15 protein-coding genes are annotated in these 17,220 nt (G+C 67.4%); 8 read left to right on the top strand and 7 right to left on the bottom strand.

All coding sequences use genetic code 11. The features are described from left to right. Positions 1-42: 42 nt before the first annotated feature. The 5 genes from H4O13_00645 to dusA form a co-directional block, all read right to left on the bottom strand. On the bottom strand, positions 43-1,425 hold the full coding sequence (locus tag H4O13_00645; protein MBE5313893.1) for a GHKL domain-containing protein: 1,383 nt from the start codon (positions 1,423-1,425) through the stop codon (positions 43-45). 87 nt (positions 1,426-1,512) lie between these two features. Further along, on the bottom strand, positions 1,513-2,193 hold the full coding sequence (locus tag H4O13_00640; GenBank protein MBE5313892.1) for a response regulator transcription factor: 681 nt from the start codon (positions 2,191-2,193) through the stop codon (positions 1,513-1,515). Positions 2,194-2,282: 89 nt separating this feature from the next. Beyond that, the gene (locus H4O13_00635; GenBank protein MBE5313891.1) at positions 2,283-2,597 is read right to left on the bottom strand and encodes a hypothetical protein; all 315 of its coding nucleotides are present in this window, start codon (positions 2,595-2,597) and stop codon (positions 2,283-2,285) included. Positions 2,598-2,877: 280 nt separating this feature from the next. After that, positions 2,878-3,642: an amidinotransferase gene (locus H4O13_00630; protein ID MBE5313890.1), complete on the bottom strand. Its 765-nt coding sequence runs from the start codon at positions 3,640-3,642 to the stop codon at positions 2,878-2,880. A gap of 134 nt (positions 3,643-3,776) precedes the next feature. Next, entirely contained in the window at positions 3,777-4,730 is a 954-nt protein-coding gene (gene dusA / locus H4O13_00625; GenBank protein ID MBE5313889.1) for a tRNA dihydrouridine(20/20a) synthase DusA, read from the bottom strand. Between the two features lie 236 nt (positions 4,731-4,966). Here dusA and H4O13_00620 point away from each other — a divergent pair, with 236 nt between their 5' ends. The 6 genes from H4O13_00620 to H4O13_00595 all read left to right on the top strand — a co-directional run bounded on the left by H4O13_00620 (position 4,967) and on the right by H4O13_00595 (position 10,768). Then, on the top strand, positions 4,967-5,908 hold the full coding sequence (locus H4O13_00620) for a hypothetical protein (GenBank protein ID MBE5313888.1): 942 nt from the start codon (positions 4,967-4,969) through the stop codon (positions 5,906-5,908). Between the two features lie 384 nt (positions 5,909-6,292). Then, positions 6,293-6,544 (top strand): type II secretion system protein GspG, encoded by a 252-nt coding sequence (locus tag H4O13_00615; GenBank protein MBE5313887.1) that lies wholly within the window; start codon positions 6,293-6,295, stop codon positions 6,542-6,544. Between the two features lie 473 nt (positions 6,545-7,017). Beyond that, a complete protein-coding gene (locus H4O13_00610) occupies positions 7,018-7,770 on the top strand; it encodes a methyltransferase domain-containing protein (protein MBE5313886.1) in 753 nt (250 codons plus the stop codon). Between the two features lie 288 nt (positions 7,771-8,058). Beyond that, positions 8,059-8,922 carry a UDP-2,3-diacylglucosamine diphosphatase gene (locus H4O13_00605; GenBank protein MBE5313885.1) on the top strand — a complete coding sequence of 288 codons (864 nt, stop codon included), beginning with the start codon at positions 8,059-8,061 and terminating at the stop codon, positions 8,920-8,922. A 117-nt stretch (positions 8,923-9,039) separates the two neighbouring features. Next, complete coding sequence (gene grxD, locus H4O13_00600; protein MBE5313884.1) at positions 9,040-9,969, top strand: Grx4 family monothiol glutaredoxin; 930 nt, start codon at positions 9,040-9,042, stop codon at positions 9,967-9,969. 448 nt (positions 9,970-10,417) lie between these two features. Next, on the top strand, positions 10,418-10,768 hold the full coding sequence (locus H4O13_00595) for a hypothetical protein (GenBank protein ID MBE5313883.1): 351 nt from the start codon (positions 10,418-10,420) through the stop codon (positions 10,766-10,768). A gap of 162 nt (positions 10,769-10,930) precedes the next feature. On the opposite strand, the gene H4O13_00590 is transcribed toward H4O13_00595, so the two are convergent. Next, complete coding sequence (locus H4O13_00590) at positions 10,931-11,704, bottom strand: AMP nucleosidase (GenBank protein MBE5313882.1); 774 nt, start codon at positions 11,702-11,704, stop codon at positions 10,931-10,933. Positions 11,705-11,797: 93 nt separating this feature from the next. Then, positions 11,798-12,652, bottom strand: a complete 855-nt coding sequence (queF, locus tag H4O13_00585) for an NADPH-dependent 7-cyano-7-deazaguanine reductase QueF (protein ID MBE5313881.1) — start codon at positions 12,650-12,652, stop codon at positions 11,798-11,800. Positions 12,653-12,818: 166 nt separating this feature from the next. On the opposite strand from queF, the gene H4O13_00580 reads away from it, so the two are divergent. Both H4O13_00580 and H4O13_00575 read left to right on the top strand, forming a co-directional pair. Beyond that, a complete protein-coding gene (locus H4O13_00580; GenBank protein MBE5313880.1) occupies positions 12,819-16,127 on the top strand; it encodes a PD40 domain-containing protein in 3,309 nt (1,102 codons plus the stop codon). A gap of 271 nt (positions 16,128-16,398) precedes the next feature. Further along, entirely contained in the window at positions 16,399-16,929 is a 531-nt protein-coding gene (locus H4O13_00575; protein ID MBE5313879.1) for a hemerythrin domain-containing protein, read from the top strand. Positions 16,930-17,220 lie beyond the last annotated feature (291 nt).

The raw sequence follows: 17,220 nt of genomic DNA, 5'->3' as shown, positions 1-17,220 counted from the left end.
GGCGTGCATCCCGCAAGCTCGCTCTGCAGCGAGCTCACCCGCTCAGCCCGCTGGCGAGAAGCGCAGCACGAAGCGTGCGCCGCCCAGCTCTTCGGAGCGCTCCACCGAAAGCTCGCCTCGGTAAGCGCGCACGATGTCCTGCACGATCGAGAGGCCGATGCCATGGCCCTGCACGCGCTCGTCGCCGCGCACGCCGCGCTGCAGCAGCAGTTCAACCTTGTCGGGCGGAATGCCCGGGCCGTCGTCCTCGACCGAGATCAGCAGCCCCGCGCGACGCTGCGGCGCCACGGTCAGGGTCTGCGTGGTCAGAAGCACGCGGTGGTTGGCCCACTTGAAGGCGTTCTCCAGCAGATTGCCGAGCAGCTCCAGCAGGTCGCCCAGTTCGCCATAGAAGCGCGCCGTGGGGTCCAGATCGAACTCGCAGAGCACGTTCTTGCGGGCATAGACCTTTTCCAGACTCTGCACCAGCGACTCGACCTGGGGCTCGATGGCGATGGGTGCGGCGAAGACCTGATGGCCGGTGGTCGCCGCCCGCGCGAGCTGGTAGGCCACGATGCCATCCATGCGCGCCACCTGCTCGCGCACATCGGCTCGCAAGCCCTCGATTTCGTCGTCGCGCCCGTCCTCAATGCGCGTGCGCAACACCGCCAACGGCGTCTTCAGGCTGTGCGCAAGATCGCCGAGCGTGTTGCGATAGCGCATCAGGTGCTCGCGCTCGCTGTCGATCAGCTCGTTGATGTTGTTGGTCAGCAGCGCCAGCTCGCGCGGATAGCCGCCGCGCAGGCGTTCGACTTCGCCGCGCTCGACTTCCGCCAGTTCACCCACGACCGCGCGCAGCGGCTGCAGGCTCCAGCGCGAAATCAGAATCTGCACCGCCAGCAGAAGGCCGGCGGCGGCGCCCAGATAGGCCCAGAGAGTGCGGCGAAACACCGCGACTTGGGCGTCGACGGCCTCTGCGGTCTCGACGATGACGATCGAGAAGTCGACATCCTCATCGGCCTCGCTGGTCCAGGCCACGCCCAGGCCAAGCCGATAGACCGGCCCTTCGTCGCTGTCGAGCGGCCCCTCGAATCGCACTTCGCCCATTGCCAGCTCCATCGCCGTGGGCACGCTGCGCGACACCATCGAAGGCGACTCCCAGCTGAAGCTGTCCGAGCGCACCGCGGCGTAGAGGCCAGAGCCGCCAGTAAGGAAGCGCGGCTCGGGCGGCACTTCGGGAATGATCAGCTCGCCGCCGCGGGCGAGATCCGCCCCGGCGAGATAGGCATGCGCATAGGTCTGAAGGCGCTCGCGCAGGTTGGAGACTGCGGCCTCGGTAAAGGCGCGATCGAGCGCGAAGCCAGTGAGGCTCAGAAAAGCCACCAGCCCCAGGGCTGCTGCGAGCAGCTGACGCCCCTGCAGGGACAGCATGCGACGCGCGCTCATGCCTGCGACCTGCCGCACACACCCGAGGCTGCAAATGCGAAACCCGGCGCTGGGCGCCGGGCTTTGCAGGGATCCACACGCATCGGCTTACTCGTCGCGCGCGATTGCGAAACGGTAACCGCGCCCGCGGACGGTCTCGATCGGCTTCAGCTCGCCGTCAGGATCGAGCTTCTTGCGCAAGCGGCCGATAAAGACCTCGAGCACGTTGGAATCGCGGTCAAAATCCTGCTGGTAGATGTGCTCGGTCAGATCGGCCTTTGACACCAGTTCACCCGCATGCAGCATCAGGTACTCGAGCACCTTGTACTCGTAGCTGGTGAGGTCGACGCCCTGGCCGTTGACGCTGACGGTCTGTGCTGCGAGATCGAGCTTGATCGGTCCGCAGTCGAGCGAGGGTTTGCTCCAGCCGGCAGCGCGGCGCAGCAGGGCATTCAGGCGGGCCAGCAGCTCCTCGACGTGGAAGGGTTTGACCAGGTAGTCGTCCGCGCCGGATTTCAGGCCCTCGACCTTGTCCTGCCAGGACGAACGCGCGGTCAGGATCAGAATCGGAAACTTCTTGCCCTCGGTGCGCAGCGCGCGGACCAGGTCCATGCCCGACATCTTGGGCAGCCCGAGATCGATGACGGCCACATCGAACGGCACTTCGCGGCCCAGGTAAAGGCCTTCCTCGCCATCCTGGGCGAGGTCCACCGCGTAGCCCTCGCGCTTCAGGCGAGCGCCCAGGGTTTCGCGCAGCGGGGCTTCATCTTCAACCAGCAGGATGCGCATCGGATCGGCTCCTCATGCAGGGATCTGGAATGTCGGAAGGCGGACGCCGCAAGCGCCACCGGCGATGCACCGCGGGACGGTCGGGGTAGTCACTCGTCGCGGTACGCCCTGGGCAGTTCGACTCGACCGCCGCCTCGACGGTCGTCACGACGATTGTCCTGCATGACGCGCACGCGCCCTTCAGGCGTCAGCACCTTCATACGGTAGGTGTCGCGACCGGCGCGACGCACGGGCTCGACGCGCAGCACGCGTCCCCCGGTCTCCTGCTCGACGCGCCGCACGGATTCACGGAGCTCCGCCGAGGGCAGCTCACGCCTGACTTCACCATCATCTGCCGACGCAGGCAGGCTGCCGCAGGGCAGCAGCACAGCGATCAGCAGCAGGGGAAGGCGGACGACCATCATGGAGGCGCGATCTTAGACCAGTGAGGCCGTGGGCGGGAGCGTGGGCGGCAGTCTCACCAGCGGGGGGTGAATCCGTACTGAAGTCAACCGCTGCACTGGGCTTCCCTTCTTCCGCGGCCGCACGCTTGCGGCACGCGCCCTGGGCGCCCTGCACTGCCCGGAGGGGCCGCCCACGGTGCCTCCAACCCCAGGCCGCGGGCATCCGCGCGACGCGGGCACCAGACGCCGCCTGCGCAAGCACGCGCATTGAGCTGCGGCGACCGGATCGCTCCCCAAGCCCTCAGAAAATCTCGGCCACGCAGCAGCGCAAGCTGCCCCCGGCCTTCTCGATCTCGTCGAGATCAACGCAGCGCAGGGCGAAGCCGGCGCGCTCCAGCTGCAGGCGCTGGTCCGGCCGCAGGCTGTCGGCGGCGCGCGTACTCATCCACACCGAGTCGGTGGCGAGGCTGATGCAGTTCGCCGCGAACGCGTTCTTCTGCGCGGGTTCCAACCACAGCACCTGCGGCGCGTAGACCGCGGCAATCGCTTCGGCCGCGGCCGGGTCGGCGAAGCCCTCGGCGCAGACCACCGCCATGCGTCCAGCGAGTACCGAGGCCACCACATTGGTGTGGTACTCGCCCGCAGCCAGCTCCGCGCACAGCAGAGCGCGCAGCCCGAAGGCCTGCACCATCGACTGCGCAGCCGCACGCGAGCAGCGCTCGCCGAGGCCTGCATAACCAACGCCGCGAGCCCGATCGATCACCAGCGAGCCGGTCAGCTCGCCGACCTCGCCCTCGCGCAGATCCAGCTCGGCATACCCCAGCACGTCAGTGAAGAAGCCGCGGATGTCCCGCCGCTCGGCTTCGCGCTGGCGCACGGGGTGACGCATGCGACCCACGATCAAGCGCCCCGGCGCGGTGGCGAACACGTTGTTCGGAAACATGCCGTCGGGCGCTTCGGGATCGCCGGCGAAGCAGATCACCGGCAGCTCGCTCGACAGCGCGCGCTGCAGGGCCTGGTGCTGGGCACGCGCGCGGTCGCTGCTGAAGGCCAGCCGCAGATCCATGTAGGCGTTGTCGCTGGCCGACTGCACGGCCAATCCGGCGCCCGCGGGAGACACCAGAAATGCTGCGCGCGCGATCGCCGGGCGATCCGCAGGAAGCACGCGCGCAGCGAGTGGATCGAAACCAGCCCAGGTGCTCACGCCGCGCGCGCCTTCTGCTGTTCGACGGCAGCCAGCGCACGCTCGATCAGTTCCCAACCCGCCTCGGGCCGATGCGCCTCGGTGCTGAGGATCTGCCTGAACTGACGACCTCCGGGCTGGCCGGCGAACAGGCCAAGGATGTGCCGGCTGAAATGCTTGAGCATCACTCCACGCGACTGCAGCTCGCGCACGTGCGGCTGCAGTGAGCGCAGCAGATCCTCGCGCGTGTGCAGCGGCGCCTCGGGCGCGAACAGCGCGCGATCCAAGCGATGCAGCAGGTAGGGGTCGTGGTAGGCCGCGCGGCCGATCATCACGCCATCGACTTCGGCGAGCTGTTCCTGCACCGCGGCCTCGCTGGCGATGCCGCCGTTGATCGCGATCTGCAGGGCCGGTCGCTCGCGCTTCAACCGATGCACCAGCGGGTAGATCAACGGCGGCACCTCGCGATTCTCTTTCGGCGAGAGCCCCTGCAGCCAGGCTTTGCGGGCATGCACGATGAAGGTCCGGCAGCCGGCGGCGGCGAGTGAGTCGACAAAGCCGAACAGGCTCTCGGTCTCGTCCTGGTCGTCGACCCCGAGGCGGCACTTGATCGTGACCGGCACGGTCACCGCTGCCTGCATGGCGGCGAAGCACTCGGCCACGCGCTGCGGCTCCAGCATCAGGCAGGCGCCGAAGCGTCCAGCCTGCACGCGATCCGAGGGGCAGCCGACGTTGAGGTTGATCTCGGCATAGCCCCAGTCGGCGCCAATACGCGCGGCCTGCGCCAGCAGTTCGGGCTCGCTGCCGCCCAGCTGCAGGGCCAGCGGATGCTCGACCGCATCGAAGCCCAGCAGCCGCTCGCGATCGCCGTGCAACACCGCCTGCGCGTGCACCATCTCGGTGTACAGCCGCGCATGCGGGGCCAGCGCGCGGTGAAACACGCGGCAGTGACGATCGGTCCAGTCCATCATCGGGGCGACGGACAGGCGGAAGCTGGCGGCGAAATCGGCGGGCACGCGGGCAGCGCTCGAAGGACGGGCGCATAGGGTAACGCGATGGTGCTGAAGGCTTCGCCGCGCGGGCGGACCTCGCGACGGGGTGCCGCGTCGACACCGCCCGCGGGCAAGCGCCCGGGCGCGGCCGGCGCAGCACCCCCATCGACGGGCTCGCGCTGGACGCAGGCGGCCCGCCGCTATACTCCGCGCCCATGCCGGCCTCTGCCCCGACCCTGCTGCTGCTCAGCCTGGAGGCCGTGATCATCGCGGTCACCGACGAGACGCCGCGCGTGCTGACCGTGCGCGAGGCCGGTGGCGAGGAGGCCCTGCCCTCCGGTCCGCTTGATGTGGCCAGGCACCTGACGATCGAGCGCGGCCTGCGCGACTGGGTCGAACAGCAGACCGGCTTTCCGCTGGGCTATGTCGAGCAGCTCTACACCTACGGCGACCGCGAGCGTGATCCGCGCGAACGCGAGCTTGGCGCGCGCGTCGTTTCAACCGCCTATCTGGCCCTTGTGCGCGAGCAGCCGCTGCCGCGTGAACTCACCGCACAGTGGTCGAACTGGTACGCCTATCTGCCCTGGGAAGACTGGCGCGATGGCCGCCCGGCGCTGATCGATCGCGACCTGAAGCCGCATCTCTATGCATGGGCTGGGCGCGAGAAGCGCCGCCGCGAGCGCGCGGATCTGGTGTTCGGCTTTGACGATGCGCCCTGGGACCCGGAGCGCACGCTCGAGCGCTACGAGCTGCTGTGGGAAGCAGGCGCAGTGGGCGAAGCGCTGCGCGATCGCGGCGAAGGCGAGCCCGCACCGGGCTCCGGCCGCGACATGGCCGCCGACCACCGCCGCATTCTCGCCACCGCGCTGGGTCGCCTGCGCGGCAAGCTGAAGTACCGCCCTGTCGTGTTCGAGCTGCTGCCGCCAGAGTTCACCCTTGGCCACCTGCAGCGCGTCGTCGAGGCCCTGGCGGGCGCGCGCGTACACAAGCAGAACTTCCGGAGGCTGATCGAAGCCGCAGGGCTCGTCGAAGGCACCGGCCGGCTCGATCACGGCACCGGCGGCCGTCCGGCCGAGCTGTTCCGATTCCGCCACGAGGTGTTCCGCGAGCGCCCGGCACCCGGCGTGTACTTCCCCGGCGCCTGGTGGGGCCGCTGACGACGCGGCCATAGGGTGGGTCTTGACCCACCGGGCCTCAACGCTGGCGATGTTTTCGCTGGGCTCTATTGCGCCCAACCGGTTGCACGAAGGCGAGGCCCGCCTTTGGCTGCAGAAAAGTGAAGCCCCCGCCCACAGTCAGCCAACGCAGAGGCGAATCGGCCACAGGCCCGACAGCGCCGATAGCCTCCGCCGGAACTCTGGTTGCTGAGCCTGCTCTGTTGCAGCGTGTTCGAACCTTGAGGATCCGCCATGGGTCTCCGCTGGTGGCATATGCCCGCGATCATCGCGATCTCCGCGTGTGGAGTGGCAGCCTGGATTGTCTGGGGCTCCGTGTACTGTCGCCCTTGCCACACCAGTCTGACGAGAGCCCAGCTGCACGCAGTGGGCGGCAAACTGGAGAGTTATCGACTCGACCACCAGCGATGGCCAGCCGTGCTGGACGACCTGCTGGCGGATGGAACCCGGCCCACGTATGCGCGCGAGAGAGACTTGGTAGACCCTTGGAAGGTGCCCTTCTACTACCGCGTGGAAGAGTCCACCTCGACGGTCCTTTTGTTTTCGCTCGGCCGCGACGGAGTTCCGGGTGGGCAAGAGGCGGATTCGGATGCACATCTGGTGCTGACCCCTGAATGAGCCCAACCCAAACATGAGGGCACCCCTGACTTCGCAGGGCGTCTCAGGTCGGCATGCGACATATTCACGGAGCGCGAGCTTCCGTCAGCCACATGCACCGGCGTTTACGTATGGACTGCCATGAAGCCTTACCCGGCGCCTGGTGGGGCCGCTGACGACGCGGCCATAGGGTGGGTCTTGACCCACCGGCTCCGCGGTCGGCGGTGCATCGCCTTGGCCTCCCTGGGTGAGGCGCTTCGAAGTGAGCGGGGCAAGCGGTGAGTTCCGCTGGGTCAGGACCCCGGATCCGATCCAATCAGGTGTGACCGGGGCGGGCGTCAAGCTCCGGTGGGTCAAGACCCACCCTATGCAATCCAAGCGCGTGTGACCGGGGCGGGCGTCAAGCTCCGGTGGGTCGAGACCCACCCCATGCGCGCCTCTCGCGTCTGGCTTCAGTCCACTAAACTACGCGCCCTGCTCTGGATTCCCCTTCCATGTCCGAACTCGAATCGCGCGCGCTGGCCAAGACCTGGTTCTACCCTTTCAAGCTGCCCTCTGGCGCGATGACGCCGACCTATGACGGCGGCGTGCTGGATGCGATCCACCACACCCGCTCGCACATGCTCGACGCGCTGATCGCGCGGGAGTTCGCTGGCGACCGCTCGCACTTGAGTTCGGTGGATCTTGCTTGCCACCAGGGCTGGTTCTCGGTGCAGCTGGCGCAGGCCGGCTTCGGCAAGGTGTTGAGCGTGGACGCCCGCGATGAGCACGTCGCCGACTCGCGCCTGATCCGCGATGCGCTGGGCCTGCCGCAGATCAACGTGATCCAGAGCGACGTGCACGCGCTCGACACCGCCGCGCTCGGTGTGCACGACCTGGTGCTCTGCTTCGGCCTGATCTACCACCTCGAGAACCCGGTCGGCGCTCTGCGTGTCGCGCGCGCGCTGACCAAGAAGGTCTGCGTGATCGAGACCCAGGTCGTGCCCGGATTGACTGGCTGGGTCGACTACGGCAGCTACCGCTTCGTTCGGCCGCTGAAGGGCAGCTTCGGCATCATCGACGAGACCGAAGAGACCCACGGCCCCGAGGCCAGCACCACCGGCATCTGTCTTGTGCCCAGCACCGAGGCGCTGGTGTGGATCCTGCAGCGCATCGGCTTCTCGCGCGTTGAGGTGCTGCCGGTGCCTGTGAACGGCTACGAGCAGCTGGTGCACCGCAAGCGGGTGATGGTTGCGGCCTGGGTTTAGAGCTGGGATTGGGGATTCGGGATTCGAAAGAGCGGACTGCGGCGAGCGTCGCGTCGGCGCTACGAGCCACGTAAGGACAACCAGCGAGCAGCGCGGCAGCGCGACAGGCCAGATCCTTGTCGATCCCGCTCCTAACGAATCCCGACTCCCGAATCCCCGCCTTCAGGTCACTGCCCGAATCCCACCCCCGCTCCGGGACTCTCAAGCAACCCAAGCGTCACACCCCGGCAACGCTACTGACCCGATCGCCTACGCAGACTGTTGCAACGCCGCCGCCCGGGCTCGCGCATGTCGACGCTTCGCTTCCGCAGCATCTTCGTTTCCGATGTGCACTTGGGAACGCCGGATTGTCAGGCCGCGTACCTGCTGGATTTCCTGCGCAGCGTGCGCTGCGAGACGCTCTATCTGGTCGGCGACATCATCGATCTTGAGGCGCTCGCACAGCGCCTGTACTGGCCGGCCAGCCACAGCGCGATCCTGGTCGAGCTGATAGAGATCGCGCGTCGCGGCACCCGGGTGGTCTACCTGCCGGGGAATCACGACGCCCCCTTGCGCGCCCTGTGCGGGCAGCGCATTGGTGGCATCGAGGTCGAGTGGAGCGCAATCCACGTCGCAGCCGACGGCCGTCGCTACCGGGTCGCGCACGGCGACGAGTTCGATCCCGAGCACATCGGTCGCAGCTGGCTGACCCGGGTCGGCGACTCCGCCCATCGGCTGATGCTCTGGGCCAACCGCAACTTCAACCGCTTGCGCCGACAGCTGCGCCTCGCCTACCTGCCGCTGTCGATCATCACCAAGTCGCGCGTCGCCCAAGCGCTGCTCTACATCCGCCAGTACGAGCATCGGGTCGCCGCAGCAGCGCGAGAGCACGGTGTCGACGGCCACATCTGCGGGCACATCCACTTCGGTGGCGTGCGCGAAATCGACGGCGTGGTGTATCTCAACGACGGCGACTGGGTGGAGCACTGCACCGCGCTGACCGAAGACTTCGAGGGCCATATGGAACTGCTGCACTGGAGCGAACACCGCAGCCGCATCGGCCGCGTTGAACACGATCGGGTGCTGTCCTCGCCGGCCGCCGGATTGGCCTTCGCGTCGCTCTCGTCCGAGGCCTCGGACGTCGTGCTGAGAGCGCTGAAGCGCGCCGCCTGACGCGCCGGCGAAGGCGTGTACCGATCCGCCGAAGAGACGCTTCGCTCGCGCCTTCGGGCCGCCTGCACCAGCGAGCGGCTAAACTGCGCAGCTACTCGCCTCTCCAGGATCATCGCCATGTCGCTCGACCCCGCCCTGCGCACCCGCATCGAAGCCCTGCTGTCCGAGCACCGTGTCGTGCTGTTCATGAAGGGCAACCCACAGGCCCCGCGCTGCGGATTCTCGGCGAAAGCGGTAGGGGCCCTGCAGTCGGTGGTTGAGCGCTTCCACACGGTCGATGTGCTCGAAGACGGCGAGATCCGCGAAGGCATCAAGATTTTCGGAAGCTGGCCGACGATTCCACAGCTGTACGTGGATGGCGAGCTGGTCGGCGGCAGCGACATCATTGAGGGCATGCTGAACTCCGGCGAGCTGCACGGCCTGTTCGGCGCGACCCCGCCGGACCGCACGCCGCCGCCGATCACGATCACGCTGAAGGCTGCCGAGGCCATCCGCTCGGCGATGAGCGACAGCGGCGCTGGCCTGGAGCTGCACATGGCGATCGACCCGCGCTTCAACGCCCAGTTCCAGCTGAAGCCCGCCGCCGGCACCGAGATCGTTTCCGAGTCTGCAGGCATCCGCGTGCATTTCGACCTGGCCTCGGCGCAGCGCGCCACGGGCCTGGAGATCGACTGGGTCGAAGACATGCGCGGCGCCGGGCTGGCCATTCGCAATCCCAATGCCCCCGCCCAGGTGCAGCCGATGAGCGTGCAGGAGCTGGCTGCACGCATCGCCGCGGGCAGTATTACCGTCGTTGATGTCCGCCCGGTGGCGGATCGCAGCTACGCACCATTCCCGCACCCGCACGAAGTGCTCGACGAGAGCACCGTAGCCAAACTCGAGGCCCTGCCGAAGGAATCCGAGCTCGCCTTCCTCTGCCATCACGGCGTTTCGAGCGCACGCGCGGCCGAACACTTCCGCGGTCAGGGCTTCCGCAAACTGTTCAACGTGGAGGGCGGAATCGAGGCCTGGTCGCAGCAGATCGACCCGAGCGTGCCGCGCTACTGAATCCAAGCGACGGCTCCGCGGCCTCACCCCAGCGGAGCCGTCTCGCGCGATGCAGGCCGAGTCGCCGCAAACACCAAGCGGGAACTAAAGGGGCTTGTCGAAAAGTCCCTTCCTGGGAGCGTTTCGAGTCGGCATTCCGGCACAGGTCCGTACCGCCTCCCGACAGACCCACCGCTTGCGCGTTTGCGTTGTCGACCCGGCCCTCGTCGGCCTGACAGGCTGACTTTGCTACAGCCTGCCAGGCCGACAGCAAGCGCTGCGGTCTTCCCTCGCCACGACGTCTGGCCTGGGTCACCTTCGCAGGACGCAGAAGGCAGCCCGGAGTCGCGCAATCTTCACGCTTGAAAACGTCTGTCGCCGCAGACCAAACCTGAAGCAGCTCACAGTTCAGCGCGCTATGGTTCTCCCGGACCCGATCTAGAGCAAACAACCCAGTTCCGGAGAGCCCATGCGACCCCTGCCGCTCGTCGCCCCCTTGCTCGTTCTGCTGCTTGGCGCCTGCAGCGCAAGCCGCGAAGACCTCAGCTTCGAGGCCTGCGCCGCGTCCGCCAAGGACGCCACCCAGCGCAGCCGCACCTACAGCGAGTCACAGAAGACCAGCTTCAAGATCGACAGCACGGCAAGCCGGGCCTCGACCAAGAGCGTTGAGCCAGGGGTGTTCGAGTTGAGGATCGTCGCCACGATCAACAGCGAGCAGGGCACGCCAACGCATCAGGATTTCCTCTGCCGAACGCGATTCACCGAGGGCAAGGAACTGCCCGACGTGATCGCCTTCAGTTTCCTGCTGGAAGGCCAGTAACCGGGCGCCTTGCACCGCTCGCCTCGACGCATCGAGAAGCGGAGGACGCTTTCCGCTCGCGGCGGCAGGGCCTTGCGACCAGAACTCGCCGCGGCCGGATCGCGCGGGGGAAAGCACGACCGACCTGCTGAGCCCGCGAGCCTCTCTGAGGCCCAAGCGTCGCTAGTCGAAGCGCAGATGCTTGACCGACTTGCCGTGGCGACGCACCAGCTTGAGCGCTTCGATACCGATCTCGATATGGCGCTCGACGAAGTTGGCGCTGACCACCTTGTCGGAAGCCTCGGTCTTGACCCCTTCCGGAATCATCGGCTGATCCGACACCAGCAGCAGCGCACCTGACGGAATGGAGTTGGCAAAGCCCGCGGCGAACACCGTTGCGGTTTCCATGTCGATCGCCATGCAGCGCAGCTTGCGCAGATAGGCCTTGAAGTCTTCGTCGTGCTCCCAGACGCGGCGGTTGGTGGTGTAGACCGTCCCCGTCCAGTAGTCGTGCTCAAGGTCGCGGATCATGGTCGACACCGCGCGCTGCAGGGCAAACGCCGGCAGCGCCGGCACTTCCGGCGGCAGATAGTCGTTGGACGTCCCTTCGCCGCGAATCGCCGCGATCGGCAGCACCAGATCACCCAGCTGGTTCTTCTTCTTGAGCCCACCGCACTTGCCAAGGAACAGCACCGCCTTGGGCCCGTAGGCGGAGAGCAGATCCATCACCGTCGCCGCATTGGCGCTGCCCATGCCGAAATTGATCATGGTGATGCCGTCGTGCGTTGCGCTCGGCATCGGACGGTCGCGACCGACGATCTCGGCGCCGGTCAACCTGGCAAACACGTCCAGATAGCCGCCGAAATTGGTCAGCAGCACGTGCTGGCCGAAGTTCTCAAGCGCCACGCCGGTGTAGCGCGGCAGCCAGTTCGAAACGATCTCGCTCTTGTTCTTCATGGGGATTCCGGTATCGCAGGCTCCGGCGACGCCACGCCGGCAGATCACGTCAGGCAACAGGCACGGCAGGAAGTGTACGCGAGGGCAAACGCCCTACTGCCGCGCCCCCCGAACATTCCCAGGCTCCCCCGGCAAGGTGCTGCGCCAGGGGTTGATGTCCAGACCGCCGCGGCGGGTGTAGCGGGCGTGGACGGTGAGGTGCTCGGGGGCGCAACGGCGCATCAGGTCCACGAAGATGCGCTCGACGCACTGCTCGTGGAAGTCGTCGTGGCGGCGGAACGAGATCAGGTAGCGCAACAGGCCTTCGCGGTCAACGCGCGGGCCGCGGTAGCGGATCTGCACGCTGGCCCAGTCGGGTTGGCCTGTGACCGGGCAGTTGGATTTCAGCAGGTGCGAGACCAGCACTTCGTCGACCACCTCGTCGCCAGCGATCAGGAACTGCGGCTGCGGTGGGCCGTAGCAGTCGATGCCCGCATCAAGCGCAATGTCGTCGATGCAGAAGCCCGGCGGCTCGGCCATGGGTTCGGCAGCGGCTTCGCCCAGCGACTTCAAGTGCACGGACACCGGCGCGCCGGCCGCCTGCGAGAGGTCGGCCTCGATGCGTTCGCGCAGGGCCTCGCGGCTGTCCAGGCGCTCCTGGTTGAAGCCGTTCAAGTACAGCTTGAAGCTCTTCGACTCGATGATGCAGGGCGAATCCGCCGGCACGCGGATCTCGGCGATCGCGACTTTCGGTTTGCCGCGCGGGTCCAGCCAGGACAGTTCCCAGGCGTTCCAGATGTCCACGCCATTGAACGGCAGCGGTGCCGCGATGCCGAGTTCGCTGCGCTTGGCGGCGCGGGGAATCGGGAACAGACGCGAGGCGTCGTAGTGGTCGGCGTAGTCGACCGTCTTGCCCAGGGTCGAGGCCTGGGCGGCGCTGTGGAAGTCGCCGGGGCTGTGGGTAGTCATGGGGGCGGATTCTAGCGGCCACCCCGCGCGGCGACTTCCGGCCCATGCTCGGGCCGCGCGTGAAGAGCATCCTTCACGACCCGCCCATCGTCGACGCGATGCGGCATCCGCGGCGACCGGGGGACGGTCGCAGCACCCCCGCACTCAACGCAGCAGAGGACACCCGATGCGCAGCCTGACCCTGTTCGGCAGCCTGGCCCTGAGCCTGGCCGCCGCCTCCGCCAGCCCGAGCCTGTACGCGAAAGCGAAGCCGGATGAGTCCAAGTGGGACGTCAGCCAGCTGCGCGGGCCGACCCAGGAGATCCGCTTCACCACCGAGGAAGGCACCTGGATGAGCGTGGACGTCAGCCCCGACGGCCGCCAGCTGGTGTTCGATCTGCTGGGCGATCTCTACCTGCTGCCGATCGAGGGCGGTGAAGCCAAGCGCCTCACCTCGGGACCGGCCTTTGACGTGCAGCCGCGCTTCTCGCCCGACGGCCGCGAGGTGAGCTTCACCTCCGACCGCGGCGGCGGCAACAACATCTGGCGCTTGCCGCTGGCGGGCGGCGAGCCGATCCAAGTCAGCAAGGAAGACTTCCGCCTCACCAACAACGCGGTGTGGACGCCGGACGGCGATTATCTGATCGCGCGCAAGCACTTCACCGGCCAGCGTTCGCTGGGCGCGGGCGAGCTGTGGATGTGGCACAAGACCGGCGGCAGCGGCCTGCAGCTGACCAAGCAGAAGAACGACCAGCAGGATCAGGGCGAGCCGGCGATCAGCCCGGACGGCCGCTACGTCTACTTCAGCGAAGACGTCACCCAAGGGCCGTTCTTCCAATACAACAAGAATCCGCACGAGGGCATCTATGCGATCCGCCGGCTGGATCGCGAGACGGGCGAGATTCGCGACCTGATCCGCGGCCCCGGCGGCGCAGTGCGGCCGGAACCTGCACCCGACGGCCGCGGCATCGCCTACGTCAAGCGCATCCGCGACAAGTCGGTGCTGCACGTCTTCGACTCGCTGAGCGGCGAGGAGCGCCCGCTGTGGGACGGCCTGTCGCGCGACCAGCAGGAAGCCTGGTCGGTGTTCGGCCCCTACCCCGGCTTCGACTGGACGCCTGACGGCAACGCCATTGTGATCTGGGCCCAGGGCGGGCTGTGGAAGGTCAGCGCCGCCGACGGCTCGGCCGAGCGCATCCCCTTCCGCGCCGAGGTGCAGCAGACCGTGATCGAGGCGCTGGACCCGCAGATCACTCTGCCGGAAGGCCGCTTCGCGCCGGACATGATCCGCGATGTCGCGACGCGCCCGGACCGCGGCGAGATGGTCTTCCACGCGGTGGGAAAGCTGTATCGCAAAGCGCTGCCGGGCGGCGCGCCGCAGCGCCTGGGCAGCGAAGACGAAGTCTACGAATACGACCCGAGCTACAGCGCGGACGGCCGCCAGCTGCTCTACACCACCTGGACCGACGCCAACCTCGGCGAACTGCTGGTGCGTGATCTCGACAGCGGCGAGCGCCGCAGCCTGACGATGCGGCCGGGCTTCTACTATCACCCGCGCTTCTCGCCGGATGCCAGCAAGGTCGTCTATGCGCGAAGCGCGGGCTCGGGCCTGACCGGCAGCCTGTGGGCGCAGGAGCGCGGAATCTTCTGGGTGCCGGCCGCCGGCGGCGAGCCGGTGCGCGTGGCGCGCGAGGGCTACAACCCGCAGTTCTCGGCCGACGGCAGCCGCATCTACTACATGACCGGCGGTGGGATCTCGAAGAAGCTGATGTCGGTGGGCTTGAACGGCGAAGAGCCGCGCGAGGTGTTCAACCTCAAGTACGTCAACGACATCGCGCTCTCACCGGACGGCCGCTTCGTTGCCTTCACTGAACTGTTCAACGCCTACATCGCGCCGATGCCGCAGACCGGCGGCAGCATCGAACTGAGCAAGGACACCAAGGCGATCCCGGTGGCCAAGGTCAGCCAGGATGTCGGCAGCTACTTCCACTGGTCGGGCAGCGGCAGCGAGCAGGCCCTGCACTGGATGGTCGGCAAGCGCTACTTCACCCGCGAGCTGAAGGACGCCTTCGCCTTCCTGCCCGGTGCGCCCAAGGAACTGCCCAAGCCCGAGGACGCGCGCGGCGTCGAGGTCGGCCTGGAGCTGCCGGTCTACGCGCCCGAGCACCTCATCGCCTTCACCGGCGCGCGGATCATCACCATGCGGGATGCGGAAAACACCGAGGAAGTGATCGAGGACGGCACGCTCGTGGTGCGTGGTGACGAGATCCTCGCCGTGGGCCCCAGCGCCAGCGTCGAGGTGCCGGCGGGTGCGAACGTGATCGACGCGCGCGGCAAGACGATCCTGCCGGGCATCGTCGATGCGCATGCGCATGCCGCGCATTTCGGTCAGGGCGTGGTGCCGCAGCAGAACTGGGCCTACTACGCCAACCTCGCGTTCGGCGTCACCGCCCTGCACGATCCGTCCGCCACCACAGAGTTCGTGTTCAGCCAGAAGGAGCTGGTGCAGGCAGGCGCGATGGTCGGCCCGCGCGTGTTCTCGACGGGAACGATCCTGTACGGCGCCGACGGCGACTTCAAGGCCGTCATCAACACCCTGGATGACGCACGCTCGCACCTGCGCCGCATGCAGGCGCACGGCGCCTTCAGCGTGAAGAGCTACAACCAGCCGCGTCGCGATCAGCGCCAGCAGGTCAACCAGGCCGCGCGTGAGCTCGGTATGCGCGTGGTCGAGGAAGGCGGTTCGACCTTCTTCCACAACCTGACCATGATCATCGACGGCGCCAGCACCGTGGAGCACAACCTGCCGATCGCACCGCTCTACCGCGATGTGGTGCAGCTGTGGGCCGGCACCCGGGTGCGCAACACGCCCACGCTGAACGTGAGCTACGGCGGCCTGTCGGGTGAGTACTGGTGGTATGCCCGCGACAACGTCTGGGAAGAGCCGCGGCTCAACCGCTATTTCCCGCGCGAGACGCTGGACGCGCGCTCGATCCGCCGCGAAACCGCACCCGATTGGGACTACTACCACATCGAAGTGGCCAAGGCGCTCAAGCAGCTGCGCAATGCCGGCGTGCGCATCCAGACCAGCAGCCACGGCCAGCTGCAGGGGCTCGCCAACCACTGGGAGATCTGGATGCTGACGCAGGGCGGCTTCAGCCCGTTCGAGGCTCTGCGCGCGGCCACGATCGATGGCGCCGAGTCGATCGGCCTGGGCCGCTACTTCGGCTCGCTCGAAGTCGGCAAGAAGGCGGATCTCGTGGTGCTGAACTCGAACCCGCTGGAGGAGATCCGCAGCAGCGCCGACACCGCCATGGTGATGGTCGGCGGCCGTCTGTTCGATCTCGGCGCCGACATGGCCGAGGTCGGTGGCCGTGGTGCGCCGGCGCCCCAGTTCTACTGGCAGCGGCATCGTGAAGGTCGCAATTTCGGCCTTGAATACGGCCCAACAATGCCCTGCCACTGTCCGAAATCCGGCGTGCCACACCCGCATTGATTCCGGTGTCATTCGCCTACCGGATGAGTGGGATTCGATTTTCGGACGGGTGAAATGGGCCGCCCATGCCCCGCCAAGGCTTGGCGGGCGGCGGCCCGCGCGTCCATTGATTCCGGTGTCATTTCCCTGCCCGATGCGGGCCGCTCCCGTGTCGGGCAGGTGAAAGTGTGAGGCCTACCAACCTGCAAGATCTGGCAGGTGCCCGGCGCACAATGCTCGGGCTACTGTTTCCTCCCGTATCCGTTTGCGGAATGCCCAGGGGAGAGTCGCCATGTTCGAGTTCGTGAAGCGCTGGATGGGCCAAGACACCGCCACCGTGGCCCCGCCCGCTCCGCCGACCCGCACGGCCTCCGCGACAGGCTCGCTGGCAGCACGGGTGCCTGCCTACGATTCCCGGCTGATCGAGAGCCTGAAGCACGACCACCATGATCTGGTCGAGTTGTTCCAGCAGATCGGCCAAGTGGCGGAGCGGGGTCGTTTCCACGAACTGCCCGCGCTGCTGGTGGCCTTCAAGACCGGACTCGAAAGCCACGTCATCGCCGAGAACGTGCGTTTCTACAACTACGTCGAGAACTCGCTGACGGGCGACGAGGAGAACCTCGCGCTGATCCGCAGCTTCCGCCGCGAGATGAACGCCATCGCGCGCGGCGTCGTTGATTTCGTCAAGAAGTACCAGCGCGCCCCCTTCACCGAGGCGACGCGCGAAGCGTTCCTGCGCGACTACGCCATCGTGGGCGGCTTGCTCAGCCAGCGCATCCAGCGCGAAGAAGCCAGCCTCTACCCGCTGTACCAGCCCGCTTGAGGCGCCCTTGCAGGTGTCAGTCGGCGCTGCGAACCAGCGCTGAAGCGAGGAGTGCGCCCGAAACGCACCGTGTCTTGTTGCCTTCGACTTCAGGCTGGAGCAGACGGTGCGGGTTTGCCGCTTGCACAGGGCCGTGAGTCGCAGAGTTGCCATTGCTGATTGAAGACGCCCACAGGGGCCGCCGGCGTTCGCCTGCGGGGGCGGCTGTTGCCGATAGGTTAGCTGTTTCCAGCGCCCTCCGCGCCGCGGAGGGTCTTCTCCACCGTGCACTGTGCAAGGAGTCCCCGATGA

Source organism: Lysobacterales bacterium (assembly GCA_014946745.1).
Taxonomy (GTDB): Bacteria; Pseudomonadota; Gammaproteobacteria; order Xanthomonadales; family Xanthomonadaceae; genus Aquimonas.
This window is presented reverse-complemented; position numbering and strand designations above follow the sequence as displayed.

Coding starts and splice junctions, on each gene's coding strand:
- H4O13_00645 (MBE5313893.1), bottom strand. CDS start 1,425: ATGAGCGCGCGTCGCATGCTGTCCCTGCAGGGGCGTCAGCTGCTCGCA.
- H4O13_00640 (MBE5313892.1), bottom strand. CDS start 2,193: ATGCGCATCCTGCTGGTTGAAGATGAAGCCCCGCTGCGCGAAACCCTG.
- H4O13_00635 (MBE5313891.1), bottom strand. CDS start 2,597: ATGATGGTCGTCCGCCTTCCCCTGCTGCTGATCGCTGTGCTGCTGCCC.
- H4O13_00630 (MBE5313890.1), bottom strand. CDS start 3,642: ATGGATCTGCGGCTGGCCTTCAGCAGCGACCGCGCGCGTGCCCAGCAC.
- dusA (MBE5313889.1), bottom strand. CDS start 4,730: ATGATGGACTGGACCGATCGTCACTGCCGCGTGTTTCACCGCGCGCTG.
- H4O13_00620 (MBE5313888.1), top strand. CDS start 4,967: ATGCCGGCCTCTGCCCCGACCCTGCTGCTGCTCAGCCTGGAGGCCGTG.
- H4O13_00610 (MBE5313886.1), top strand. CDS start 7,018: ATGTCCGAACTCGAATCGCGCGCGCTGGCCAAGACCTGGTTCTACCCT.
- H4O13_00605 (MBE5313885.1), top strand. CDS start 8,059: ATGTCGACGCTTCGCTTCCGCAGCATCTTCGTTTCCGATGTGCACTTG.
- grxD (MBE5313884.1), top strand. CDS start 9,040: ATGTCGCTCGACCCCGCCCTGCGCACCCGCATCGAAGCCCTGCTGTCC.
- H4O13_00595 (MBE5313883.1), top strand. CDS start 10,418: ATGCGACCCCTGCCGCTCGTCGCCCCCTTGCTCGTTCTGCTGCTTGGC.
- H4O13_00590 (MBE5313882.1), bottom strand. CDS start 11,704: ATGAAGAACAAGAGCGAGATCGTTTCGAACTGGCTGCCGCGCTACACC.
- queF (MBE5313881.1), bottom strand. CDS start 12,652: ATGACTACCCACAGCCCCGGCGACTTCCACAGCGCCGCCCAGGCCTCG.
- H4O13_00580 (MBE5313880.1), top strand. CDS start 12,819: ATGCGCAGCCTGACCCTGTTCGGCAGCCTGGCCCTGAGCCTGGCCGCC.
- H4O13_00575 (MBE5313879.1), top strand. CDS start 16,399: ATGTTCGAGTTCGTGAAGCGCTGGATGGGCCAAGACACCGCCACCGTG.